Source organism: Flavobacterium sp. HBTb2-11-1 (genome assembly GCF_009826975.1).
GTDB lineage: Bacteria > Bacteroidota > Bacteroidia > Flavobacteriales > Flavobacteriaceae > Flavobacterium.
The window spans coordinates 118,699-144,763 of the sequence record NZ_WUMO01000003.1; the positions used below are offsets into that span (position 1 = coordinate 118,699).

At 36.3% G+C, this 26,065-nt stretch carries 18 protein-coding genes; 9 read left to right on the top strand and 9 right to left on the bottom strand.

Going from position 1 to position 26,065, the window contains the following annotated elements:
* The first annotated feature begins 4 nt into the window (after positions 1-4).
* From GR162_RS07930 to GR162_RS07940, 3 genes are all read left to right on the top strand, one after another.
* Positions 5-3,175, top strand: a complete 3,171-nt coding sequence (locus GR162_RS07930) for an efflux RND transporter permease subunit (protein WP_160781679.1) — start codon at positions 5-7, stop codon at positions 3,173-3,175.
* Between the two features lie 18 nt (positions 3,176-3,193).
* Positions 3,194-4,600 carry an efflux transporter outer membrane subunit gene (locus GR162_RS07935; RefSeq protein ID WP_160781680.1) on the top strand — a complete coding sequence of 469 codons (1,407 nt, stop codon included), beginning with the start codon at positions 3,194-3,196 and terminating at the stop codon, positions 4,598-4,600.
* Positions 4,601-5,005: 405 nt separating this feature from the next.
* Positions 5,006-5,467: a hypothetical protein gene (locus GR162_RS07940; RefSeq protein ID WP_066034299.1), complete on the top strand. Its 462-nt coding sequence runs from the start codon at positions 5,006-5,008 to the stop codon at positions 5,465-5,467.
* A 175-nt stretch (positions 5,468-5,642) separates the two neighbouring features.
* Here the strand turns inward: GR162_RS07940 and fucP are convergent, their stop codons facing one another.
* The 7 genes from fucP to GR162_RS07975 form a co-directional block, all read right to left on the bottom strand.
* Complete coding sequence (gene fucP, locus GR162_RS07945; protein WP_160781681.1) at positions 5,643-6,947, bottom strand: L-fucose:H+ symporter permease; 1,305 nt, start codon at positions 6,945-6,947, stop codon at positions 5,643-5,645.
* A 125-nt stretch (positions 6,948-7,072) separates the two neighbouring features.
* Positions 7,073-7,516, bottom strand: a complete 444-nt coding sequence (locus GR162_RS07950; protein ID WP_066034300.1) for a MaoC/PaaZ C-terminal domain-containing protein — start codon at positions 7,514-7,516, stop codon at positions 7,073-7,075.
* A gap of 106 nt (positions 7,517-7,622) precedes the next feature.
* Positions 7,623-8,696, bottom strand: coding sequence for a Gfo/Idh/MocA family protein (locus GR162_RS07955; RefSeq protein WP_160781682.1), 1,074 nt, complete (start codon positions 8,694-8,696; stop codon positions 7,623-7,625).
* Positions 8,697-8,729: 33 nt separating this feature from the next.
* A complete protein-coding gene (locus GR162_RS07960; protein WP_160781683.1) occupies positions 8,730-9,986 on the bottom strand; it encodes a sugar ABC transporter substrate-binding protein in 1,257 nt (418 codons plus the stop codon).
* The gene (locus tag GR162_RS07965) at positions 9,986-11,125 is read right to left on the bottom strand and encodes a CaiB/BaiF CoA-transferase family protein (RefSeq protein WP_160781684.1); all 1,140 of its coding nucleotides are present in this window, start codon (positions 11,123-11,125) and stop codon (positions 9,986-9,988) included. Before GR162_RS07965 ends, GR162_RS07960 begins: the two co-directional genes overlap by 1 nt.
* A gap of 97 nt (positions 11,126-11,222) precedes the next feature.
* A complete protein-coding gene (locus GR162_RS07970; protein ID WP_160781685.1) occupies positions 11,223-12,365 on the bottom strand; it encodes a CaiB/BaiF CoA-transferase family protein in 1,143 nt (380 codons plus the stop codon).
* The gene (locus tag GR162_RS07975) at positions 12,362-13,510 is read right to left on the bottom strand and encodes an ABC transporter substrate-binding protein (RefSeq protein ID WP_160781686.1); all 1,149 of its coding nucleotides are present in this window, start codon (positions 13,508-13,510) and stop codon (positions 12,362-12,364) included. Before GR162_RS07975 ends, GR162_RS07970 begins: the two co-directional genes overlap by 4 nt.
* Before the next feature lie 391 nt (positions 13,511-13,901).
* Between GR162_RS07975 and GR162_RS07980 the strand changes: the two genes are divergently transcribed.
* From GR162_RS07980 to GR162_RS07990, 3 genes are all read left to right on the top strand, one after another.
* Positions 13,902-14,915 (top strand): zinc-binding alcohol dehydrogenase family protein, encoded by a 1,014-nt coding sequence (locus tag GR162_RS07980; protein WP_160781687.1) that lies wholly within the window; start codon positions 13,902-13,904, stop codon positions 14,913-14,915.
* A 174-nt stretch (positions 14,916-15,089) separates the two neighbouring features.
* The gene (locus GR162_RS07985) at positions 15,090-15,887 is read left to right on the top strand and encodes an SDR family oxidoreductase (protein ID WP_160781688.1); all 798 of its coding nucleotides are present in this window, start codon (positions 15,090-15,092) and stop codon (positions 15,885-15,887) included.
* 6 nt (positions 15,888-15,893) lie between these two features.
* Entirely contained in the window at positions 15,894-16,724 is an 831-nt protein-coding gene (locus GR162_RS07990) for an amidohydrolase (RefSeq protein ID WP_160781689.1), read from the top strand.
* A 324-nt stretch (positions 16,725-17,048) separates the two neighbouring features.
* Here GR162_RS07990 and GR162_RS07995 read toward each other — a convergent pair whose 3' ends face one another.
* Complete coding sequence (locus tag GR162_RS07995) at positions 17,049-18,731, bottom strand: glycoside hydrolase family 28 protein (protein ID WP_160781690.1); 1,683 nt, start codon at positions 18,729-18,731, stop codon at positions 17,049-17,051.
* A 393-nt stretch (positions 18,732-19,124) separates the two neighbouring features.
* On the opposite strand from GR162_RS07995, the gene GR162_RS08000 reads away from it, so the two are divergent.
* From GR162_RS08000 to GR162_RS08010, 3 genes are all read left to right on the top strand, one after another.
* A complete protein-coding gene (locus GR162_RS08000; protein ID WP_160781691.1) occupies positions 19,125-21,644 on the top strand; it encodes a right-handed parallel beta-helix repeat-containing protein in 2,520 nt (839 codons plus the stop codon).
* A 161-nt stretch (positions 21,645-21,805) separates the two neighbouring features.
* Positions 21,806-22,870 (top strand): Gfo/Idh/MocA family protein, encoded by a 1,065-nt coding sequence (locus GR162_RS08005; protein ID WP_160781692.1) that lies wholly within the window; start codon positions 21,806-21,808, stop codon positions 22,868-22,870.
* Positions 22,867-24,447: a sodium:solute symporter gene (locus GR162_RS08010; RefSeq protein ID WP_160781693.1), complete on the top strand. Its 1,581-nt coding sequence runs from the start codon at positions 22,867-22,869 to the stop codon at positions 24,445-24,447. Before GR162_RS08005 ends, GR162_RS08010 begins: the two co-directional genes overlap by 4 nt.
* A 364-nt stretch (positions 24,448-24,811) precedes the next feature.
* On the opposite strand, the gene GR162_RS08015 is transcribed toward GR162_RS08010, so the two are convergent.
* Positions 24,812-26,020, bottom strand: coding sequence for an MFS transporter (locus tag GR162_RS08015; protein WP_160781694.1), 1,209 nt, complete (start codon positions 26,018-26,020; stop codon positions 24,812-24,814).
* Positions 26,021-26,065 lie beyond the last annotated feature (45 nt).

Consider the following 26,065-nt stretch of genomic DNA (forward strand, 5'->3'; position numbering starts at 1 on the left):
AAAAATGTTTAAAAAATTTATACAAAGACCCGTACTCTCGACGGTAATATCTGTTATTATCGTTATTTTAGGTGTTTTAGGCCTAATTGAGTTACCGATTTCTCAATATCCCGATATTGCACCGCCAACTGTAAACGTTGCTGCAAGTTATACTGGAGCCAATGCTGATGTGGTACTGAAAAGTATCGTGATTCCGCTGGAAGAGCAGATTAATGGTGTAGAAAACATGACTTACATGACTTCTACAGCAACAAATGATGGTAACGCTTCAATTAAGGTTTTCTTTAAAGTAGGTACAAATCCTGACTTAGCAGCGGTAAACGTTCAGAACAGGGTTTCTAGAGCAACAAGTTTATTGCCAGTAGAGGTAACTCAGGCTGGGGTTACTGTAACCAAAAGTCAGAGCAGTAACTTATTGATTTTCTCTTTATATAGTGATGATAAAGCATATGATCAGACGTTTCTTCAAAATTATGCAAAGATCAACCTTGTACCTCAAATCCAGCGTGTAGTTGGAGTGGGTGACGTAACCGTTTTTGGTGCAAAAGATTACTCCATGAGAATCTGGCTGAAACCAGATATAATGCAGCAATACAAACTGATTCCGAGTGATATTTCTGCAGCTTTGGCAGAACAAAATATTGAAGCAGCACCAGGTAAATTTGGTGAGAACGGAAATCAGGCATTTCAATATGTAATTAAATACAAAGGACGTTTAACAAGTGCTCAGGAATTTGAGAATATTGTTATCAAATCGGTTGGAAATGGGCAAATGCTAAGACTTAAAGATGTAGCCAAAGTAGAGCTTGGATCTTTAAGTTATTCGTCAACTATTAAAACAAACGGTGTAGAATCGGCAGCAATGGCAATTAGCCAGACTCCCGGATCAAATGCGCGTGATGTAATCATCAATTCTAAAAAACTGATTGAAGAAGCAGCAAAAAGTTTCCCAAAAGGAATGAAGTACACTATTATGGTGGACGTTAACGAAAACTTGGATGCGTCTATAGAAAAAGTAATTCATACTTTGGTTGAAGCCTTTATATTGGTTTTCATCGTAGTATTCATTTTCCTTCAAGATTTTAGATCGACTTTAATTCCAGCGATTGCAGTTCCGGTTGCGATTGTGGGAACATTTTTCTTCCTGAATTTATTTGGATTCACGATTAACTTATTGACGCTTTTTGCGATGGTGCTCGCCATTGGTATTGTGGTCGATGATGCGATTGTCGTCGTCGAGGCCGTACACGCTAAACTGGATCACGGATATAAATCGGCTAAAAAAGCCACAATTCATGCAATGGACGAAATTTCGGGAGCGATTATTTCGATTACATTGGTAATGGCCGCGGTATTTATTCCAGTAACATTTATTACAGGATCTACAGGAGTTTTTTACAAACAGTTTGGTATTACACTGGCAGTTGCGATTATTCTTTCTGCAGTAAACGCCTTGACATTAAGTCCGGCTTTATGTGCGCTTTTATTGAAGCCGCACGCTGATGACCATAAACATAAAAGTTATCTGCAGCGTTTTTACACTTCATTTAACGTTGCATTCGATAATGTTACGGCAAGATACAAACGCTCGGTAAGTTTTCTTTCTGCTAAAAAATGGATTGCATTAGCATCGATTGTAATTGCTGGTTTGGCATTGGTTTATATGATGAAAACTACGCCTTCGGCTTTCGTTCCTTCAGAAGATCAGGGGACTGTTTTTGCTAACATCAGCTTACCGCCATCTGCTTCTATGGAACGTTCGGATGTCATTGCAAAGCGAGTAGATAGCATTGCGAAAACCATTCCAGGAGTTAAAAATACACTTCGCATTGTAGGTCAGAACTTTACCGCTGGAGCGGGTAGTGCTTACAGTATGGTTATCGTGAAATTGAAACCTTGGGACGAACGTGATTTGAGTGTCGATGATGTAATCGGACAGCTTTTTGCCAAAACAAGCGGTATTCGTGAAGCTAGTATATTTTTCATTTCACCTCCAACTATTCAAGGTTTTGGACAAAGTGGAGGATTCGAATTCCAATTGCAAGATAAAGGTGGACATACAACAGCAGAATTCTATAAAGTAAATAATGAATTCTTAGCCAAATTATCTGAACGTCCAGAAATTCAATACGCGACAACACCATTCAACCCTGGTTTCCCTCAGTATATGATGGATATTAATTTAGCGAAAGCGAAAGATGCAGGAGTTTCGGTAAATACCATTTTATCAACGATGCAAGGATACTATGGTGGATTGTATGCTTCCAATTTCAACAAATTCGGAAAACAATACCGTGTCATGGTTCAGGCAGCACCAGAATTTAGAGCCAATACCGAAGGGTTGAATAAGATATTTGTCCGTAATAGTGCAGGAAATATGGCGCCAATTACTGAGTTTGTAAAAATGACGAGAGTTTTTGGACCAGAATCTATTTCGAGATTTAATTTATTTACCTCAATTTCGATTACTGGAGCACCAAAACCAGGTTATAGTTCTGGAGATGCTATTAAAGCGATTCAGGAAGTGGCGGCAGAAAATCTTCCTGCGGGTTATGGTTATGAATTTTCTGGATTAACGCGTGAGGAATTAGCATCTGGAGGAGAAACGATTTTTATTTTCATTTTATGTTTGGTATTCGTTTACTTCCTTCTAAGTGCACAATATGAAAGTTACATTTTGCCATTTGCCGTATTATTCTCCATTCCGTTTGGATTGGCAGGAGCATATTTGTTCTCCATTATTTTCAAATTGAACAGTAATATTTACCTGCAGATTTCTTTAATCATGTTGATCGGTCTTCTGGCTAAGAATGGTATTTTGATTGTCGAATTTGCTTTGGATAGAAGAAGAAAAGGGCTTCCAATAGTGCAAGCTGCAATCGAAGGAGCTGTAGCACGTTTACGACCTATTTTGATGACTTCGTTTGCCTTCATTTTAGGATTGGTTCCCTTAATGTTTGCTTCTGGAGCGGGAGCTGTAGGAAATAGATCGATTGGTACAGGAGCCATTGGAGGTATGTTAATTGGAACAATCTTAGGAGTTTTCGTAATTCCAGTATTGTTTATCATTTTCCAAACTTTACAGGAAAAAATAAGCGGTCCGGCAAAAGATGGCTATGATGATGACGATGATGATGAAGACGAAATTCATTTAATAGAAGCTCACAAAGAGTAAAATTTAATTACAAGAAAAATGACGAATAGTTCAAATAAATATATTTTACTGGTAATAACAGCTGCGCTTATCAGTGCGTGCTCTGTTACCAAGAAATACGAACGTCCCACGACATTAAAAACAGACCAATTGTACCGAGATCAGTCTTCAACCGATTCTACGACAATTGCAGATATGCCTTGGAATACTGTTTTTAAAGATGAGAAGCTGAATGCTCTAATTCAAAAAGGATTAGATCAGAATTTGAATCTAAAAAATGCCATTGAGAATATTGTTCAAGCCAGAGCATCTCTGCGTCAGAGCAAATTGGCATATTATCCAAGTTTGCAGTTAGACGCCAATGTAACGCATAACAAACAGTCTCAGGCAGGATTGAATTTTCCAGCGGGAATTAACATTAATACGCTGACAACAACTTATAAATTAGGCGTAAGCACTTCTTGGGAAATTGATGTTTGGGGTAAATTGAGCAGTTCTAAAAGAGCCGCACTGGCGACCTATTTAGCTTCTGATGCTGCAAAACAAGCCGTTCAGACACAATTGATTGCAGATATCGCGAATAATTATTTCCTGCTTTTGGCCTACGATAAACAATTGGAAATTACAGAGGAGACGCTAAAAAGCCGAATTGAAAATGTAGAAACGATTAAAGCTTTAAAAGAAGGCGCAATTGTAACTGGTGCGGCTGTTGTTCAGAGTGAGGCGAATCAGCATGCGGCAGAAGTTTTGATTCCAGATTTGAAGCAAAATATTCGCGAAACCGAAAATGCAATCAATATTTTGCTAGGACAAGCTCCTGGACCAATTGATAGAGGTGTTTTGGGGACACAAATTATTCCTGAAAAAATCGCAATCGGAATGCCTGCACAATTATTAAATAACCGCCCGGACGTTCGTCAAGCAGAATTTAATTTCAGAGTTGCTTTTGAGTCGACTAATTTAGCTAAAACGTATTTCTATCCGAGTTTGACACTTACAGCAAGTACAGGTTTTTCAAATTTAGAACTGAACGATTTTTTTAGCCATTCCATTTTTTATTCAATTATTGGAGGATTAACACAGCCTTTATTCAATAACGGACTTAATAAAATGAGATTGACAACAGCTCAGTCGCAACAATTGCAAGCCTATAATAATTTCCAGCAAAGTCTTTTAGTGGCAGGTCAGGAAGTTTCAAATGCATTGTATTCGTATGAAATGGCTGTTGAAAAAGAAGATTCGAGAGCAAAACAAATTGCAGCTTTAGAAAAAGCAGTAGATTTTACACAAGAGCTTTTAGAGTATAGTTCGGCAACAAATTATACAGATGTATTGACGTCACAGCAAAATCTTTTAGCGGCACAATTAAGCGGAGTAGCCGATAATTTGCAAAAATTACAAGCTGTTATTAATTTGTATAGAGCTTTAGGTGGTGGCTGGAGATAGATTTATTTGTTAAAATTGTACGTTTATCGTTATAATTAAGCCTTTGGTCTAAAATATATTTCAAATAGAAGCTATTATTTTACTTTTGAATCATTCAAATGAAGATATTGAGAGTTAGTAGCCGTTCCACATAGATCATACTAGTTCAGTATAATCACTACAAAACATGACAATAAAACGCCTCAGAAATGAGGCGTTTTTTCTTTTTATCAATATTTCTACCTTTTTTTCAACTATTAATCTTTTTATATCGACCAGCAGAATAAGAAAGAGATAAAATACATCGTCTAAAAAACACTATTCGTCGATTTGTTTAGTACATTTATATAATTGAATGCTCGAATCTTAAATTTTGGCATTAATTTCGATTAATATCTACTAAATTAACATTTAAATTTTAAGAACATGAAAAAGTTAGTATTTGCCTCTGTGCTTTTTATGAGTGTTTTTTTCGCTCAGGCACAGGTATCAGTTAATGTAAATATTGGTACTCCTCCAAATTGGGGACCGCAAGGATATGACAGCAGCAGATATTATTATTTGCCAGACATTGATGTGTATTATGATATAAACCAAAGCGTATTCATTTACGACAACAGCGGAAGATGGATTCGTGAAAGAAGTTTGCCATCACGATATAGAAACTATGATTTATATTCTGGTTACAAAGTAGTCTTGACCGATTATAAAGGAGATGCACCTTATAAGTATCATGCTAAACATAGAGCCAACTATCCGAAAGGGTATCACGGAAAGCCTCAAAAAAATAGAGGAGAAAAACCTAAAGGCAACAACGGAAACCATTACGGAAATGAGAAAGGAAATAATAAAGGAGGAAATGGTCACGGTAATGGAAAAAAACATTAATTCTTAAACATAACACTAAAAAAGAAAACGCTTCCGATTGGAGGCGTTTTTTCTTTAATAGCTAATACTTAAGCGATGGTGAGCCAGACAAAGTATTCATGAATTTTATTTTTTTCTGTCACAGATTAAGGATTATTACTGGTTAAATCTGTTGTATAATTTACAGTTTAACAAACTATTCTGAAACCGTCTTCACTTTGTGGCCAAACGCCCCAAAAGAAAGAATAATCAAGAAACAAACTAATGGGATAATATATCCTGACTGAATATCATCATGATTCACATCGATTAAAGTTCCCATTCCGTATGGAATAATAGCACCTCCAACAATTGACATTACCAGCCACGAAGAACCTGTTTCTGTATTTGATTTTAGGCCTTTAATGCCTAAAGAAAAAATAGTAGGGAACATAATAGACATAAAGAACCCGATTCCTCCAAGAGCATAAATTACTACAATTCCAGAACCGTAAATCGCTACTAAGCAAAGTAAAACACTTATTACGCAGTAAATTGACAATAAAACATAATCTTTTACAAAACGCAAAAAGAAAGTCCCAATAAAACGTCCTGCCATAAAAAGAAAACCATAAACACCTAAATAATATCCTGCTGTTTTTTCGTCCAATCCTGCTCCTTGCTGTGCAATACGTATAAAGAAACTAGTAATGCAAACTTGCGCACCAACATAAAAGAATTGAGCAATAACTCCCCAGCTTAAATGTCTGAATTTTAAAACAGAGAAAAATCCAGGTTTGATTTCAGCTTCGGCATGAGTAGCTTTCATTGAAGGCAATTGCACAAAATAGAATATAACCGCAACTAAAACTAAAATACTTCCTAATACGATATAGGGCATTTTTACAGAAGCCGCTTCACCCAATAAGTAAGCTGCTTTTTCTGCCTCTGGCATTGCATCCATTTGTTCTTTTGTATGATTGGTTCCTGAAAGAATAAATAAGGAGCCAACAATAGGAGCAACCATGGCAGCCAGTCCGTTGAAAGAAGCTGCTAAATTCAATCTTTTAGAAGATGACTCTGCTGGCCCTAAAATAGCAGCGTATGGATTTGCACTTGTTTCTAAAATAGTTAAACCACAGCCAATTACAAATAGAGCAAATAAAAATAATTCATAAGTTCTGGTATTAGCAGCGGGAACAAATAAAAATGCTCCAATGGCAAATACTAATAATCCAGTTATAATACTGTTTTTGTATCCAAATCTCTTAATCAGCATTCCCGCCGGAATAGCCATAATAAAATAGGCAAAGAATACAGAAGTATCAATTAAAGTAGATTGACGGTTATTTAATTCGCACGCTTTCTTTAAGTGTGGAATTAATACAGAATCAAGATTATGGGCCATTCCCCAAAGAAAAAATAGGCATGTAACGAGAATAAAAGGAAGCAGATATTGTTTTTGATTTCCGCCTTCTGTTGGCACTTCATGTTGATCGCCGGCTTGGTTTGTAATTTGCATTAGTGTGATAGTTTAAGTTGTTTTTTAGTGGTTCTCGCAAAGTCGCAGAATCGCAAAGTTTTAAATAGTTTTACTTTTAACTCTGCGTCTTTGCGACTTTGCGAGATTGTTTTTAAAGCTAATGTTTAAGATTTTCTTTTCACAAATAAAAGGTGATCACAAACCAAAACCACTTCTCCTCTTTGGTTAATGATTTCTACGTGTTCTGTGACAGCTCCCATTTCTGGATTTTTGGCTTCACCTTTTTCAGAAATGGTAACTTCTGAGTGAATGGTATCTCCTATATGAACAGGTTTTACAAAACGCATTTTATCATATCCTCTTGAAAAAGCTTCAGGATTGATTTCAGAAGCCGTTAATCCAATTCCGATGGCAAAAACCATGGTTCCGTGGGCGATTCTTTGTCCGAAAGGCTGTGTTTTACACCATTCTTCGTCCATGTGGTGCGGAAAGAAATCTCCAGTGTGTCCTGCGTGAACTACAAAGTCAGTTTCTGTGATGGTTCTGCCTAAAGTTACTCGTTTGTCGTCGATCTGATAATCTTCGAAAAAAGTCGATTTGAAATACATAATTTATTCTTTTTGTTTGTCAGCTCTTTCAAATAGATTTCAAAATCAGGTTTGTTTTGAAGAGGACTTAAATTTTGTTTTTTGGTTTTGAAATATAGTGTTTTAATTACACTTCATCAAAAGAAATTCCGCCGTTTTTATTACTTTCATAACAAGCTTCTACAACTTTCATCGTCCCTAAAACATCTTGAACACTTGCAGATAATATCTTGTCAGAGCCTTCTTTGTAACGCATTAGGTTAGACATCGCACCTATAAAGGCTTCAGGAAACCATGAGCCTTCCAGTTTTACTTCTGTCCATTCGTATACATTTTCGTTATCTTTTTTAGGCAAGGCATACTCAAAAACGTCAGCAAGACCATCAGGATAATTCATTAATAATCCCATTTTTGCTTTGATGGCACCTTTTGTTCCTTCCCACTTGATGTAGCTTTCTTCATGTTTTGGACCAAAATGATGGTCATGATTCGTATTGATGACAACATGTTTATCTTCGCCATAATCCAAAATAATCGTAGATCGGCTTGATGATAATTTTTTAAGCGGATGTTTGGCTGTTTTTGCCATAACGCTTTTCGGATTTCCTAAGAAAGAACGAATGCAGTCAATATAATGTACACTGTGGAAAAGAATCTCCAATCTTGGATGTTCTTTAATTAAAGGAAATAACTCCCAAGGCGTATTTACAGTTACTTTGAATTCTAAATCGTATAATTCGCCAATAATGCCCTGATCAATCAAGTATCTGGCTGCACTTACAAAAGAAGCAAAACGCAATTGAAAGTTAATCGCTGCTACGAGATTTTTTCTTTCGCAGACTTCCACGATTTCACGTGCCTGAGCTAAATCATTTCCCATGGGTTTCTGAATCAAAACTGCTGCTCCGTCAGGCAATTGTTCCAAAATTTCAATATATTGATCTGGTAATACCGTAATATCATAAACAGCGTTTGATGGCGCATTTTTTACAGCGTCTGCAACAGTTTCAAAAACATGATCGATTTTGAATTCTTTTTGCAAATCATAAGCTTTTGAAATGGTTCTATTGGTAATGCCAAAAACTTTAAAACCAGCCATTTCATAAGCAGGAAGATGCGCGTCTTTTACAATACCACTAGCTCCAATAATTACAATGGGCTGTTCTGTTTGAGGAAGTAAAGGTTTATAGGGAATATTCATTTGTTCTATATTTTGAAATTGAATCTGTCAAGTTTAATTTCTGACAGAGCTGTGTAATGTTGTTCCTTGACTTAATTTGCTAATTTTTTCCTGAGTTTCTTTTAAAAGTATTTCAGAAGAAATATCGGTTTCAATCGCTTTTAAAACCGCACCGTCAATAAGTTCAGCTACTTTGGGCCAAATTGGCGTTTGTGGAAGTGTCAGTGCATTTTCATGAAGCATTTCCAGTTTGTGATAAAAAGGAATTAAAGTATTAATTTCTTCATCTTTCCAAGTCGATTTTCGGCATCCAATTCCGCCTTCTGTTGTCAATAATTTGTCGCTCTCGGGAGTGACGGCAAATCTTAGGAAATCGTACGCCAGTTTTTGGTGTTTGCTTCCAGAACCAATGGTGTACAGCCAATATACATTCAAAGAGGCTGTTTTGTAACCAGGATCAGATGGGAGGGAAGTTATATCGATTTTTCCTTTTACTTTGGATTCTTCGATTACTTCCGCCATAGAGGCAAATCCAAACCAATTGATGGCCATTGCCGCTTGCCCTTGGGCGAAAGTCAAGCCTGCTTCAACCGAACCAAATTCTCTCGATTTTGGATGAACAGCACTCTTGTCGTTGACCATTTTTCGATAAAACTCCAATGCTTTTATCGCTGCTTCATTATGAATGTCAATCTGATTTTTTTTGTTTAATAAAGACCCGCCGCGTGTCCATAACTGCAGACAGAAGTCAAAAACCATATTGTGACCGTCAGGATAATTGGCAAAAACACAGCCATATAAATTTTCTTCGGGACGATTAAAGAATTCTGCAATTTCTGCAAATTCCTGCCAGGTTTTTGGCGTAGAAAGTTCGTAACCAAATTGTTTTTTAAAATTGGCTTTTTCCGTTTCGTTTTCGAATAAATCTTTTCTGTAAATCAGACATTCCGGTCCGTCGTGAAATGGAAGTCCGTAAATGCCGTTACTTAATTTTTGCAAATGCAATAGCGATTTATGCCAGCCAAAAGGATAATTTTCTGGCGGATTTTCTCCAATTAGTGAAAATAAATTTAGAACCGCATTTTCGTTTACAGCATCAAAAATCCAATCGGTATTAATATGGGCAATATCCCATTTTCCTTCTTTTAGACCTTTTTCTGAAATGGTAGTTTCATATAAATCATGAAGTTCCAGCGGAATCATTTCTGCTTCCATTTTGATATTGTTTTGAAGGCAGAAAGCGTCCCATAATTTTTGAAGAGTACTTTCGAAGGGATCGAATTTTCGAATGGCGATTCTAATTTTTTCCATCAGCAGGCTATAAATTCTTTAGTAATTTTCTCATTGTCCTGACCTAGTTTTGGCGAACCTTTTCCAGAAGTTAGATATTCACCGTCAATTTTTATAGGACAGCGTGTTGTTTTATACGTGTAGCCGTCGAGCATTTCGACTTGCTGAGTGAAATTCAAAACCTTAAACCCATCTTCATCAAATAACTGCGGATAGTTTAAAACTCCTGCACACCAAATGTCTGCGGGTTCTAAAATGTCTAGCCAGAACTGTGTTTCCTGAGTTTGCAGATGATCGGCAAGTATATTTTTGATTTCGTCTCTAAGTGTGAATTTATTTTCAGGAAAAGCCAATAAAGCATCACATTTTAGTAATGAAGCCAAAACTGGAATCGAGCCCATGGCTAATGCTAAATAACCGTTTTGGGTTTTGTAAATTCCGTATGGAGCGCCCAAATAAGCATGTGCATTATTGGTTTTGGTTCGAACAGGCAATTCACCTCCGTCATTGAAGAAAGTAGTAATCGTTTCAAACTGAAAGTCAAATGCTGATTCCAGCATACTTACTTGAACTTGCGCTCCAATATTCTGAGTTGCTTTTCTGTATAATGCAGCCAAAATTCCTTGAGCTAAATGCGCTCCTGCAAGCATATCCACAATCGACAATCCCATTGGTACTGGACCATCTTCTTGATTGCCGCTTAACCAAGTTAAAGCGGCTAGAGATTGTAAAAGCAAATCTTGTCCTGGTAAATCTTTTAAATCGGGATGTTCTCCAAAACCCGAGATTGAGCCGTAAATTACAGTTGGATTAATGCTTTTTACATCCTCATAACTCAAACCAATGCGTTCCATAACGCCAGGTCTGAAATTATGCATTATCACATCGGCTTTGGCTAATAATTTTTTTAGTTTTTCAAGTTCCTCGGGCTGTTTAAAATCAATCGCAAACGATTCTTTGTTTCTGTTGATGGTATGAAAAACTGACGATTCGCCGTTCATAATCAAATCAGAAGTATATAAAGTACGGCAGATGTCTCCCGTTCCCGGTTTTTCAATTTTTATTACGCGTGCGCCCAAATCTGCCAAGCGCAAACTTGCTGAAGGACCAGAAAGAAACTGACTGAAATCTATAATTAAATAATCTTCTAATGGTTTCATATTATGTTTAACCGTTTAATTGGTTATTTATTTAACTGTCAATTCGTTTATTTGTTTAATTCGATTAAACGATTAAACAAATAAACGATTCAACAATCTAGCGAATAAACTCTTCGTGTATTTTTAAATTATCCTGCCCCACTTTTGGCGCTGCTTTTTCGCTAAGCAAAATTTCGCCGTCTATTTGAATCGGACTTCTGGTTGTAACCAAACTTTCTCCTTCGGTATTTTTTACAGTTTGCTTCAGCTGTAATTCATTCACAAAAGGCTGATTATCCAATTCTTCGTAATTGAGAACTTTGCCGCACCAAATGCTTTCTTTTTGCAAGATTTCAATCCAATAATCAGAAGTTTGGGTTTGAATTCTATCGCTCAAAATGGTTCTGATTTCATCTCTTTTTTCAAACCACAAATGTTTGTTCGCGAAAGCGTTTAAATCCAATCCTAACGTTTTTCCAATGAAAATTAAATCGCCCATCGCAAGAGATAAATAGCCGTCTTGCGTTTGATAAACTCCGTAAGGGGCGCTCAGAAAAGCATGTGCGCTTCCTTTTATATCGCCACGTTCAGGCAATTGACCGCCATCGTTTAGGAAAGAAGTTATCGCTTCAAATTGCACATCGAGAATAGATTCTAATAAACTGACTTCTACCAAAACTCCTTTTTTAGTTTTGTCTCTTTTTAAAAGTGCTGCCAGAATACCTTGTACAAAATGATTGCCGCACATTAAATCGGCTACAGCCAATCCGAAAGGCACTGGTCCTTGACTTTTGCAGCCGCTCAGCCAGCTTAATCCAGAAAGGGATTGCAATAGTAAATCTTGTCCTGGTTTTTTGGCCCACGGACCTTCATTTCCGTAACCTGTAATGGTTCCGTAAATAATCTGCGGATTTATAGCTAAAGTATTTTCAAAATCTAAACCGATTTTCTCCATAACTCCGGGTCTGAAATTATGAGTCATAATATCAGCCTTTTGGATTAGTTTTTTAATCAAAACCAAATCGTCAGGATTTTTTAAATCGGCTGCAAAAGATTCTTTATTTCTATTAATTGTATGAAAAAGCAAACTGCTGTCGTCAACAAATAAATCTTTAATGCTCAATTGCCTGCATGCTTCGCCTTTTATTGGCCGCTCAATTTTGATAACGCGTGCGCCCAAATCAGCCAGTTTTAATCCAGCCGAAGGTCCTGCCAAAAACTGGCAGAATTCCAGAACAATTAATCCTTCTAAAGGCCTCATACGGTTTGTATTTTTTGAGATTCTGCGTAAAGCGAATTCATTTCCTCCAATGCTTTTAATTCGTCTCCGCCATTCATCAAATAATTGCGAACCACATCTCCTGCATGATCTTGGAAATACATGTGTCCGTAATATCTTGGACGAAGGAAAGCACGCTCTAACGCAGGAAGTGTATTTTTGAAATAATCATGCGTTACACCATTAATTCTCTCGCTTTTCCAAGCTTGCAAATGTCCCGGTTGACCGCCGTTATCCGTATAAATATTCTGCTGCACTTGTGAAGAACAAGTAAATTCAGCATATTTTATGGCGGTTTCACTATGTTCGCTGAAGGAAGAAACAGCCAAACCAGTTCCTCCTAGAGAAGAAATCATTGGATTGTCATTCAAACGAACTAAATCATAAAAATGTAAAAGGTTTTTACTGTAGCCAATGCGGGAATAGTTAGAATAGCCATAAGCAAATGGGCAATACGCAATTTCGTCTGAATTGACCATAGCTTCGTAAACTTGAATTGGGTTACAATTAAAGTTAGCAGGATCAATCAATTGAGCCAACTCTCTAAACATTTGAAGCGCTTTGATTCCAGTAGCTTCAGAAATCACTTTTTCTTCAGAAAGAAAAGGAGCTTCACCCAAACTACAGCAAAACATATAAAAACTCATCAATACGTCAACTGGTATTCCAGCAAAAGCCACTAAACCTTTTTTAGCTAAAGCCAATAAATCGTCGTAAGTTTTTGGAACTTCTAAATTATTCTTTTCCAAAAGGTCTAATCGGGCAGAGGCAACAGGAGTTGCTGCATCAATTGGCAACGCCCATAATTTATCGTGAAAAACATAACTTCCGTATGATTTTCCAACGGTATTAATTTCTAGGTCTTTAATATATGCTGGAGGTAAATGATCAGATAACGGAAGGATCGTTTTGGTTTGCGCTCCAAAACCTGTCCAAGGATGATCGATTACCAATAAATCAAACCTTTTGGCTAGGTCTTCAATTGAAGCATCGGCAAATTCTTGTAAGCTCCTTTTCTCCCAAGAAATTTCAACTTCAGGATGTAATTCAGTAAAACGCTGCGATGTCGCAACCATCGGAAGCAAACCTCTTGTATGGTTCCAAGTTATGCCTTTTAATTTTATCATTTTTATCTAAAAGTTTTGGGTAATGTAATCGATTGAATTAATAAATGTAGAAAATACAATTACAAAAGTAGGAATAAGATTTTAATGGGCAAGAAATCCCTTCTTTTTAAAGAAATTTTTTTACACAAATTGATAGTTATTGATGTAATTTTTACAAACCATTTAAAAAATGTTATAAAAATTTAAAGTTTAGTTATTTTAATAGAGTGAAAATAAAATATATCTCGGATATTAATTTTTAAAAGGTATTTTTGTAATTGTAATTTTCACATTTATTGGTTTTGCTGTGTTCTTTTTGAAGAATTTTAAATTTCTAAATGAAGAATTGCCATTTTGGAAACAAGTAAACAGAAGCAATTGCTTATCAAAATAAAATTAAAGAAAGTATAAAATGAAATATATTGTTTGCGAAAAACCGCAGGAATTTCTATTAAAAGAAACCAGTATTCCAGAACAAAAAGAAGGTCAAGTTTTATTGAAAATTAAAAGAATTGGTATCTGTGGAACAGATATCCACGCTTTTGGTGGCACTCAGCCTTATTTTGAATATCCAAGAATTTTGGGCCACGAATTGGCCGCAGAATATGTAAAAGGAAATGCTCCAGGCTTTAAACCAGGTGATAAAGTGACTTTTATTCCATATTTTAACTGTGGAAAATGTGTTGCCTGCAGAAACGGATTAACAAACTGCTGTGTAAATATTAAAGTTTTTGGAGTGCATATTGATGGCGGAATGGCAGAATACGTTTCGATTCCAGAACAATATTTACTGCACGGACAAGGTTTAGATTATGATGAATTGGCTTTGGTGGAGCCTTTAGCAATTGCAGCGCATGGTGTTAGAAGGGCTGCTGTAAAACCAACAGATACCGTTTTGGTAATGGGAGCAGGCCCAATCGGAATTGGTTTGATCCAGTTTGCTAAAATTGCTGGAGCTAAGGTTATTGTAATGGATATCAACGATTACAGATTGAATTTCTGTAAAGAACAATTGCACGCAGATGAAACGATTAATCCGTTAAATGATGATGTTGCTGCAAAATTGGCTGAATTGACCAATGGCGATATGGCAAATGTGGTAATTGATGCGACTGGAAACCAGAAAGTAATGAACAGCGCTTTCAATTATATTTCGCATGGCGGAAGATTCGTTTTGGTTGGACTTCAAAAAGGCGAATTAAGTTTCAGTCATCCTGATTTCCACAAAAGAGAATCGACTTTAATGAGCAGTAGAAATGCGACAATTGAAGATTTCGAATATGTGATGAAATGTTTGAAAGAAGGAAAAATAGATCCTAAAAAATACATCACACACAGAACTAGTTTTGATGAAATGATAACTGATTTTGGAAACTTGATTGATCCTAAAAATAATGTGATCAAAGCTTTAATTGAAATTGATTAATTTGTGAAAAGTGAAAAGTAATATGTGAAATGTGAAATGTGAGATGTGAAAAATAAAATTTATTATAAGGAGCTATAATTAAATTAGGTGATGTACTTTTTACATCTCACTTTTACGTTTTACAAAAGAATAAACATTTCACATCTCACAAATAACATCTAACATAAAAAAGAAATGGATTTAAACTTAAAAAATAAAATAGTTGTTGTTTCTGGTTCGGCTGGAAAAGAAGGCAGTATAGGAGAAACTATTGTTAATAGATTGGCTGATGAAGGTGCAATCCCAGTTTTAGTTGATAGAAACGCAAGAGGTTTCGAATACGTGGAAAAACTTCAAAAAAGAGGCGTTAATTCATTATTTGTGCAGACTGATGTAACCGATCCTGTGGCAATGGAAAATGCTGTAAAAGTAATTGGAGCTAAATATGGGAGAATTGACGCTATAATCAATAATGTGGGCGTAAATGACGGAGCAGGAATAGATTCAAGCTACGAGGATTTTATGAATTCTTTGAAACTGAATGTTGTTAGTTACTTTTTATTGGCTAAATATTCGCTTCCATATTTAAAGGAATCCAAAGGAAATATTCTAAATATTGGTTCAAAAGTCGCTTTAACAGGGCAGGGTGGAACTTCTGGTTACGCTGCTGCGAAAGGTGGAGTTTTGGGATTAACCAGAGAATGGGCTGTCGATTTGATTCAGTATGGAATTCGCTCGAATGCAATTATTATTGCAGAAAGTTACACACCGGCCTACGAAGATTGGATTAAAACATTGCCTGATGGTGAAACGGTTTTAAAGAAAATCAACAAAAGCATTCCGTTTGAAGGAAGAATGACCAAAACAGAAGAAATTGCAGATACGGCACTTTTCATCATTTCAGAAAAATCGTCGCATACTACAGGACAATTTGTTTTTGTGGATGGAGGTTACGTACATTTAGATCGTGCATTAATCAGCGATGTTAATTAAAAAGTTATGAGTAAAAGAATAGATTCCCATCAGCATTTTTGGAAGTTTGACCCCGTTCGAGACAGCTGGATTGATGAAACCATGGCGGTAATCCAAAGAGATTTTCTTCCTGAAGATTTAGAACCAATATTAAAAGAAAATCAGTTTGAAGGTTGTGTTGCGGTTCAAGCAAGCCAATCGGAAGAAGAAACCCATTTTTTATTGGATTTAGCTTCTAAAAATGATTTTATAAAAGGAGTCGTAGGATGGATCGATTTGAGAAATGAAAATATCGAGGGACGTTTGCAATTCTTTTCAGATCAAAAAAAACTAAAAGGGTTTAGACATGTAGTTCAAGGCGAAGCGGATGATTTTATGGATGGAGCAGAATTCAGGAGAGGAATCAAAGCTTTAAAACCATTTAATTATACTTACGATATATTAATTTTCCACAGACAGCTTCCGGCTGCAATACGTTTGGTTAAAGATTTTACAGAACAGCGTTTTGTAATTGATCATATTGCGAAACCAGATATTAAATCAGGAAGTATTGATTCTTGGAAAAAAGGAATCGAAGAAATCGCAAAATATGAAAATGTTTGGTGCAAAATCTCCGGAATGGTCACAGAAGCCGACTGGAAAAACTGGAAATCAGAAGATTTAAAACCGTATTTAGATGTGATTTTTGAAAATTTTTCAGCAGATAAATTGATGTACGGATCAGACTGGCCGGTTCTTAATGTAGCTTCTGATTATCATGAAGTGGTGAAAACTTTGGAAGATTATATTGCTGAATTTTCGATTGATGACCAGAATAAGATTTGGTTTGAGAATGCGAATGGGTTTTATGAGTTATGAGTTATGAGTTGTGAGTTGTGAATTGTGACTTGTGACTTGTGAGTTCGCTCATAGATTGTAAGAGCCTGAAAGGCTCACATCATGAACACTGGGCAATGCCCAGTGACAGCAAATAGACATACGTAACAAAGCCCTGAAAGGGCGTAAGCAATTACATGGCGATTATTGCTTACGCCCTTTCAGGGCTTTTGCTGTGCTCTGGTCTATATCAATTCATAGGGCGTTGCCCTATGGTGATGCTTTGAGGCCTTTGGCCTATTATCAAAAATGACACAAAAAACATAGCCCGTGGTTTCAACTACGTGCTATATTTGAAAATTGATTCTAGAATTTAACCGTTTTCTTAGATACATTTTTATCAATAGTCGTCGTCTTCGAAAAATTTACCGAAGAACCACTTAAATCGATATTCTTGCTCGCTTCACCATTAATGGTAATCGCATTTGAAGAAGAAGCATTAAACTCGATATTTTTTAGCGAAAGGTTTTTAGTATTGTAAATTTCGAAAGCGTTTTTGGCTTCAATATCCAATTGTGCGTTGCTGATTTTAATTCCGTTTGCATCAATTATAGAAAAACCCTTTTGTGTTTTAGCAATTAGGTTTGTGATTTCAATATTTTCTAAATTCATTTCAGGAAGACCTTGTAAAAATACTGCTTGCTGAGCGCCTTTAATGGTAATGTTTTTGATCACGATATTTTTAAACTGAGGCGTTTCTTCGTTTACGGGAATTGCTTTTGTGCTTACCGTATTTCCACCTTCAGCTAAAGTTTCAGCTATTGATTTTCCACCATAATACAAATCAAATGAAATCGCCTGAGACGGAATATCAGTCATAAATACGTCTGAGATATAAATGTTTTCTACTACACCGCCACGTCCGCGAGTACTTTTAAAACGAAGACCGACATCTGTTCCCATAAAAGTACAGTTCGAAACGTGCAGATTTTTTACACCGCCAGACATTTCACTTCCAACCGTAACACCGCCGTGGCCGTGATACACAATATTATTTTTCACAATGATATTTTCGCAGGGAACACCTCTGTCGCGTCCGTCTTTGTCTTTTCCAGATTTTATGCAAATCGCATCGTCACCCACATCAAAACTTGAATTTTCAATCACAACGTTTTTGCATGATTCTACATCAAGACCGTCACCATTTTGAGAGAACCACGGATTACGAACGGTTATATTTCTAACAATCAAATCTTCAATTAATAAAGGATGGATATTCCACGCAGGAGAGTTTTGGAAAACAGGACCGTCAAATAGTACTCTTTTGCTGTTTTGAATGCTCACCAAAACTGGACGAAGAAAATCGTGAATGGCTTCAAAATCTTCTTTTGTTTTTAAATCATGACGCACGTTTTGATCTGCGCCTTTTGCTCCTTTTAAATATTGTTCTGAAGGATACCAGCTGTCTTTCTTTTCGTTTAAAACTCCTCCTGAAGCTACAAATTTCTTCCATTGTTCGTCTGTCAGTTTGCTTTTTTTAACCTGTCTCCAAGCTTCACCAGAACCATCCCAAACCCCGTTTCCTGTAAAAGCAATGTTTTCTAAGTTTTTACCGTAAATAGGAGAGATGCAACGCCAAGTATTTAAACCTTCAAAACTAGTTTCGATAATCGGATATAAAGATTTATCTGTAGAAAATTTGATTAAAGCTCCAGTTTGAGCGTGAAGTTCGATATTGCTTTTCAAAATTATCGGTCCTGTAAGCCAAATTCCAAGTGGAATAATCAATTTTCCACCGCCTTTCTTAGAAAGCGCATCAATAGCATCTGCAAAAGCTTTTGTGTTTAAAACGTAACCGCCATTTACTGCTCCAAAGTCTTTTAGATTTACTGTATTAGCAGGAATTATAGGTTCGTTAACTTTAGGCATTTTGAATTCGACATTGGCATAAGTATCGTAAGAGGTGCTTTGAGCATTTGCATTTTGCAAACTCAGACAAAGCATAATTGCCATTGCAAGAAAAAGAAGATTTAATCGGTTGGTTTTCATCGTTAGTAATTTTTTGGTGTTATTTTATCGATGTGAAAAATAACTGCTCACATAAATAATAATAGTTAAATGTAATCGATTACACAAATCTATTAAAAAAGTTTAAAAAATATCCACGAATTCACGAATTTTCTTTTTAATACTTTATCTAAAAATATTATTCGAATTAATTAGAATAAATAATAGCAAAGATTTTAAAAATAAAATTCGTGAATTCGTAGCTAATAAAACCAACTAAACAGGAGGGTACAGGATAGATATAACTTTATGTTCAAGTAAATTGGACGAATTATTTGGTAAAAATTTTAAAAACACATTTATTTATAAATTATGTATGCTTAAAATTGACTGCCTTATAATTTTTACCCAGAAAAAAAATCAAAATATTAAATAATGCGTTTAAATTCATTTACTAAAATCCTGAGCTTCTTTTTAATCCTCTGCGGTTCGTTTTCTATGAGTGCGGCTGAAATTTGGGTTTCCCCGAAAGGAAATGATAAAAACTCGGGAACAAAAGAAAGTCCGCTGGCAACGGTTCACATGGCGATGCGAAAAGCGAGAGAACTCCGCCGACTAAAAGATCCATCGATAAAAGGTGGAATTCGTATCATTGTAATGAACGGAATGTATTATTTAAACGAGCCTTTATTCGTAAGACCTGAAGATTCTGGAACAGCAGAAAGTCCGACAACAATTGAAGCCGATTCAAACGCAAGACCCATTATCAGCGGTGGAATCGAAATTAAAAACTGGACAAAATCGACAACTGTCATAAACGGACTAAAAAAAGGTGCTGTATGGGTTGCGGATGCTCCTAAAAAAGCAGGAAGCATTATCGATTACAGACAATTATGGGTAAATGGTAAAAAAGCCGTAAGAGCTAAAAATACTGCTGGAACTACAATGGAGCGGATTCTGTCTTGGAATCATGAAGAGCAAACTTGTTGGATTCCGTTTAAAGATAAATCGGTTAAGTTTGAACCGGGAATGGAAATGTTTATTGTGCAATGGTGGTCGAATGCTAATTTGCGTATCAAAAATATAGAAGTTAAAAAAGACAGTGCTAAACTTTCGTTTGAAGAACCAGAAAGCCGTATTCAAAGTGAACATCCGTGGCCAGCACCGTGGATTTCTAAAAACAACGGAAATTCAGCCTATTTCTTAAACAATGCTTTTTCGCTTTTAAATGAGCCTGGAGAATGGTATTTGGATAAGAGAAATGCTAAAATCTATTATATTCCAAGAGCTGGCGAAGAAATGAATTCGGTTACCGTTACAGCTCCCGTTTTAGAAAATCTTGTAGAAGTAAAAGGAACAATTGATTCTCCTGTGCATCATTTTCAATTTAAAGGAATTTCGTTTCAATACAGCAACTGGCTTCGTCCATCGCAACAAGGTCACGTGCCATTACAGTCAGGTTTGTATTTGCTGGATGCTTACAAATTGAAACAGCCAGGAACTCCAAATCAGGCGAATTTAGAAAATCAGGCTTGGATAGGAAGACCTCGTGCAGCCGTTGAAGTCAATTATTCGAATAATATTCAGTTTGAATCGTGCCGTTTTGAGCACTTGGCTTCGACTGGTTTGGATTTAAATAAAGGAACCAATCACAATACGGTAAAAGGAAATTTATTTAAAGATATTGGCGGAAGTGCCATTAACGTTGGCATTTTCTCTGAGGAAGCTTTTGAAGCGCATTTGCCTTTAATCATAAAAGACGAAAGAGAAATGTGCTCTGATGAAGTGATTTCAGATAATTTAATAACGAATGTAACCAATGAAGATTGGGGAACTTTGGGAATCAGTGCGGGTTTCGTTAGAAATATTACGATTGAACATAACGAAATTTCAGATGTATCCTATTCAGGAATCGCAATGGGTTGGGGTTGGACACACACGCCAAATGTGATGCAGAACAATAAAATTCTGGCGAATAAAATTCATCATTATGCTAAACACTTGCATGATGTTTCAGGAATTTACACGCTTTCGGCTCAGCCAAACAGCCGAATTGAAGAAAATTATATTGACAAGGTTTACAACAGTCCGTATGCGCACGATCCGTTTTTATGGCTGTATTTGTATACCGATGAAGGAAGTGAAGGTTTTACAATTAAAAATAACTGGATTGCAGAAAAGAAAATCCTTAAAAACCATAACGGTCCAAAAGGAAATATTTGGGAACATAACGATCCGTATGTAAGCACTAAAATTAAAGAGGCTGCGGGAATTAGAGCGCCTTACAAAGATCTCGAAAAAGAAGTTGTAATCGACGAAAAATGGGGATTGCAGGAAATGCCAAAACCTTATGCAATAGAATTGATTGGTTCTGATTTTGATATCGAAAAAATCAAATCGACTTTAGTTGGATTCAGAATTGTAGGTCAGGAGCTGTACCAATGGAAAAATCATCTGGTGATTTACGGAAAAATGAATCAGCCAGAAAGAACAAAACGAAAACTGGCGGGTGCTTTTCCTTCTTTAGAAATAAAAATCTACGACGATTTGGTTTATGATTTCCAGAATTTTGAAAGATGTAAAGATTCAAAACCAGCATCAGATTGGGAAAATGTGGTTTTAACAGCAAATCTTCCTGCTGACGAAAAACTGCAGAAAGAATATGTAGAATATCACAAAACGCAATTCGAAAAATGGCCAGAAGTAGCAAAAGGTTTCTGTAACGCCGATTTTCAGCAATTGCAGGTTTTCAAAAAAGACAGACAATTAATCTTGGTCATCAGTATTCCGAAAGGAGAAAATCTGGATAAGCTAAATCCGAAAACAACACAAAACAACCCTCGCGTAGACGATTGGAATGCTTTAATGAAAAAATACCAAAGTGGCATCGACGGCACAAAACCAGATGAAACCTGGATTTTCTTGAATAAAGTGAATGTCGAAGAGAAGAAATAAAAGAGAAAAGAAGCAAGAAGAAAGATCGTAGTGGAGAATCAAGAAAAAAGAAAATCTGCTCGATCTGCTTAATCTGCGTGAATAAAACTACCCCAAAGAAGATTTCAAAAAAAATCTAAAATCTAAAATCTAAAATCAACAATCTAAAATAACCACAACCCATGTTAAAAATAGCCATTCTGGGACTTGGAGAAGGACGAAGCACCATGTCGGCGGCTTTGGAAAGTTCAAAATTAGAACTTGTAAAAGTGTGCGACAGAAATGAAGAAATCTGCAAGCAGAGAGCAAAAGAATTCAATTTTCATTCTTACACAACCAATTACGACGATTTACTAAACGACGCATCAATTGATATTATCGCGATTTATACGCCTGATCATCTTCACGCACAACACGTAAAACAAGCTTTATTAAGTGGAAAACATGTCGTTTGTACAAAACCGTTTATTGATGACCTTTCTGATGCCAAAGAATTGTTAGAACTAAGCAAATCGACAGGAAAAAAAGTTTTCATTGGACAAAGCTCACGTTTCTTCGAACCAGCAAAAAGACAAAGAGCTGATTACGAAGCAGGTTTAATAGGAGATTTAATCACGATTGAAGCACAGTACCACGCCGATCACAGATGGTTTTTAAAGAAAGAATGGTCGCTTTTACAGTCATTTAAATGGTTGTACGGAGGTTTGAGTCATCCTGTAGATTTCATCAGATGGTATCTTCCAAACATTCAGGAAGTAATGGGTTACGGAATGATTAGCGCTAACGGACAATCAGCAGGATTGAAAAATGAGGATACGATGCACTTCATCTTCAAAGCGACTGATGGAAGAATTGCGCGTGTAAGCGGTGTTTATACTTCACCAACCCAGCCAGCGCAACGCGATAGCGGCATGAGTACTATTTTAAGAGCAACAGAAGGAGCAAGTCAAGCCGATTATCATGAATTGCGTTATGCAGTTACGGATAAAACTGGCGAAGAAAAAGTAATTACTTGGGGCGACAGCACTTTAAAATATTATTTCCGTTTTGAAGGACAAAGTCATCACGGCGGAGAATATCAGAACTATTTAGAATATTTTGTAGACAGTATCGAACAGAATTTCGAAGCCTATCCAAACATGGAAGAAGGAATTGGAACTGTGGCTTTGCTTCAGGCAATGGACAAATCGCTGCAAACTGGAATACCGGTTAAAATTGCCGATATTCTTAACGAATACGGGCTATGAACAGTATCTACGATAAATTAACAACACTTGATTTTGTAATTGTGGCTGGTTATTTGGTCGCATTATTAATCATTGGTTATGTGGTAAGTGTCAAGCAGCGAAAGAAAGACGAAACGCTTTTTTTGGCTGGAAATTCATTAAACTGGTACAGCATCGGTTTTAATATGTGGGGAACCAATGTTGGACCGTCGTCATTATTAGCTTTTGCGAGTATTGGTTACGCTACAGGAATTGTAGCAGGAAACTTCGAATGGTATGCTTTTGTGTTTTTATTGCTTTTGGCAATGGTTTTTGCACCGCGTTATATTGCGAGTAAAGTAAGCACAATGCCCGAATATATGGGAAAACGCTATGGAGATAGCACACAGAATATTTTGGCTTGGTATGCTTTGGTTAAAATTCTGGTGAGCTGGCTTTCTTTAGGATTATTCAGCGGAGGCGTTTTAGTGCGTCAGATTCTGGGAATTCCGATGTGGCAGAGCGTTACGGTTTTAGTAATTTTTTCTGGAATTTTTACTTTTGTGGGAGGATTAAAAGCGATTGCTAAAGTCAATGTTTTTCAGATGATTTTGCTGATCGTAGTTTCATTAACGCTTTCCTTTTTAGGTTTGCAAAAACTTGGCGGAATTGATGTTTTAATTGCCAAAACGCCCTCTAATTTTTGGAATTTAGTTCGTCCTTCTGATGATGCACATTATCCATGGCCAGCAATTTTGTTAGGATATCCTGTAGCGGCAGTTGCTTTTTTCTGTACGGATCAATCGATGGTGCAAAGTGTTTTAGGAGCTAAAAACTTAGAACAGGGACAATTGGGCGTCAACTTTATTGGATGGTTAAAAGTTATGGCGCTTCCGTTATTTATTTTACCAGGAATTTTGTGTTATGCCTTATATCCAGAATTAGGAAGTAATTCAGACTTAGCTTATATGACCATGGTTACGAACCTTTTTCCAAGCGGAATGAACGGTTTGGTAATTTGTGTGATGATAGCTGTTTTGGTGGGAACAATTGGTTCTTCGTTAAATGCCTTGAGCACCGTTTTTACGAATGATATTTATGTAAAGAAAATCAATCCGACAGCGACGATTCAGGATCAGATTAAAATTGGTCGTTTAACAATTGCTGCCGGATGCATATTTGCGATTCTAATTGCCGTTGCGATTGACAATATCAAAGGACAGAATTTATTCAACATTTTTCAGGCAGTTTTAGGTTTCCTGGCGCCTTCGTTATCTGTTGTTTTCCTTTTGAGTGTCTTCTGGAAACGCACTACTAAAAAAGCTGTAAATGCAACGCTTTCTTGGGGTTCTGCTTTTAGTTTGTTTGTTGGGGTTTTATATCTATGGATTTTCCCTGCGGATAAGTACCCTGTTTGGCCTCACTTCTTATTGATTTCGTTTTACATTTTTGCTGTGCTTTTAATTGCTGCAGTGATTATTTCTTTAATAGATAAAAATCCTGAGGTTAATGTTTCAGATGAAACTGATATTCCTAAGACTAGTAAAAAGGTAAAAGTATTATTTGGTTTATTAGGACTGACAATCTTTGTTTTATATTTAATTTTCAATTTTCATTAATTATTCAAAGAAATTTGAAATTGCTTCCAAAGTCGCGAAATCGCAAGGTTTATTTCTCTTAGAATTAGGGCTTAGCGACTTTGCGAGATTTAATTAAGTTCTTTTAGCAAAGAAATTCAACATAGCCGAGGTTGAAACCTTGGGCTATGTTTTGAAAAGGATTATAAATAAAAAACAGATAGTTTTCTAGATTGAAAGCTATCTGTTTTTTTATGAATTGCCTCCAGTTTCAACTGGAGGTATTTAGCAAGAATAGAAAAGCCTTTTCAGCTTTTGTATTAATCTATCATCCAGCTAAAGCTGGACGCAATTGAATATTTAAAAGACTTTGTGTCTTAGTGACTTCGTGGCAAATCTCTAAAAATTAATCCTTTTTTCTACCTTCAATATTTGGTAAAAATCCAGTAATAACACCAATTAAAGGCAGGAATGCACAAATTTTAAATACATATTCTATACTCGTTGCATCGGCGATTTTTCCTAAAACAGCAGAACCTAATCCTCCCATTCCGAAAGCAAATCCGAAGAAAAGACCTGCTACAAGTCCGACCTTTCCAGGCATTAATTCCGTTGCATAAACCAGAATGGCAGAGAAAGCCGAAGAAAGAATCAATCCGATAATTACAGATAAAGTTCCAACCCAGAATAGAGAAACGTAAGGCAACATTAACGTAAACGGAGCAACTCCAAGAATAGAAACCCAGATCACATATTTTCTTCCAAAACGGTCGCCAATTGGCCCTCCAATTAAAGTTCCAGCAGCAACAGCTCCAGAAAATAAGAATAAATACACTTGCGACTGCTGAATAGAAATGTGGAATTTATCAATCAAAAAGAAAGTGTAATAACTCGTAATACTGCTCATGTAGAAGTATTTAGAAAAAATCAAAACCAATAAGATAATCAGTGAAGCAATTACACGGTTTTTAGATAAATGATGCGTTTCAATTTTATGAGCCGCTTTATTGGCATTTCTTTCAGATAAATGTGCCGTGTACCAAATCGCTATTCTGTACAGAGTAAAAACCCCAATTAAAGCAATAATACAAAACCAAGCCACATAAGATTGTCCATTAGGAATGATAATAAAAGCAGCTAACAAAGGTCCTATGGCACTTCCTGCATTTCCTCCTAACTGAAAAATAGACTGCGCCAATCCCTTTTTACCGCCCGAAGCCAAATGCGCCACACGTGAAGATTCAGGATGAAAAATCGAAGATCCGATTCCGATTAAACTTACTGATAACAATAAGAAAATAAAACTGGTTGCAATAGAAACCAGAAATAATCCAGTCATTGTAAAACACATTCCAACAATTAATGAATAGGGTTTAGAATTTTTATCGGTATACATTCCCACAAATGGCTGCAGGATTGAAGCTACGATTTGGTATGTAAAAGTGATGATTCCGATCTGACTAAAGCTCAGTCCAAAATTGTCTTTAATAAGCGGGTAAATAGACGGAACTACAGCTTGCAAAAGGTCATTAATTAAATGCGAAAAGCTGATTATAAAAAGTATCGAATACGTTGTTTTTTTAATTACTTCTGGTTGTACTTTAACGGTTTCCATGAGTGTTTTTTAGGTTAATGGTATTTTTAAAAATTACAGCTGTAT

Bases quoted from the DNA above. Each gene is read 5' to 3' on its own strand.
- GR162_RS07980 (WP_160781687.1), top strand. From the start codon at position 13,902: ATGAAATATATTGTTTGCGAAAAACCGCAGGAATTTCTATTAAAAGAA.
- GR162_RS07985 (WP_160781688.1), top strand. From the start codon at position 15,090: ATGGATTTAAACTTAAAAAATAAAATAGTTGTTGTTTCTGGTTCGGCT.
- GR162_RS07955 (WP_160781682.1), bottom strand. From the start codon at position 8,696: ATGAATATTCCCTATAAACCTTTACTTCCTCAAACAGAACAGCCCATT.
- GR162_RS07990 (WP_160781689.1), top strand. From the start codon at position 15,894: ATGAGTAAAAGAATAGATTCCCATCAGCATTTTTGGAAGTTTGACCCC.
- GR162_RS08005 (WP_160781692.1), top strand. From the start codon at position 21,806: ATGTTAAAAATAGCCATTCTGGGACTTGGAGAAGGACGAAGCACCATG.
- GR162_RS07940 (WP_066034299.1), top strand. From the start codon at position 5,006: ATGAAAAAGTTAGTATTTGCCTCTGTGCTTTTTATGAGTGTTTTTTTC.
- GR162_RS07930 (WP_160781679.1), top strand. From the start codon at position 5: ATGTTTAAAAAATTTATACAAAGACCCGTACTCTCGACGGTAATATCT.
- GR162_RS07970 (WP_160781685.1), bottom strand. From the start codon at position 12,365: ATGAGGCCTTTAGAAGGATTAATTGTTCTGGAATTCTGCCAGTTTTTG.
- GR162_RS08015 (WP_160781694.1), bottom strand. From the start codon at position 26,020: ATGGAAACCGTTAAAGTACAACCAGAAGTAATTAAAAAAACAACGTAT.
- GR162_RS07935 (WP_160781680.1), top strand. From the start codon at position 3,194: ATGACGAATAGTTCAAATAAATATATTTTACTGGTAATAACAGCTGCG.
- GR162_RS07975 (WP_160781686.1), bottom strand. From the start codon at position 13,510: ATGATAAAATTAAAAGGCATAACTTGGAACCATACAAGAGGTTTGCTT.
- GR162_RS08000 (WP_160781691.1), top strand. From the start codon at position 19,125: ATGCGTTTAAATTCATTTACTAAAATCCTGAGCTTCTTTTTAATCCTC.
- GR162_RS07960 (WP_160781683.1), bottom strand. From the start codon at position 9,986: ATGGAAAAAATTAGAATCGCCATTCGAAAATTCGATCCCTTCGAAAGT.
- GR162_RS07965 (WP_160781684.1), bottom strand. From the start codon at position 11,125: ATGAAACCATTAGAAGATTATTTAATTATAGATTTCAGTCAGTTTCTT.
- GR162_RS08010 (WP_160781693.1), top strand. From the start codon at position 22,867: ATGAACAGTATCTACGATAAATTAACAACACTTGATTTTGTAATTGTG.
- GR162_RS07995 (WP_160781690.1), bottom strand. From the start codon at position 18,731: ATGAAAACCAACCGATTAAATCTTCTTTTTCTTGCAATGGCAATTATG.
- GR162_RS07950 (WP_066034300.1), bottom strand. From the start codon at position 7,516: ATGTATTTCAAATCGACTTTTTTCGAAGATTATCAGATCGACGACAAA.
- fucP (WP_160781681.1), bottom strand. From the start codon at position 6,947: ATGCAAATTACAAACCAAGCCGGCGATCAACATGAAGTGCCAACAGAA.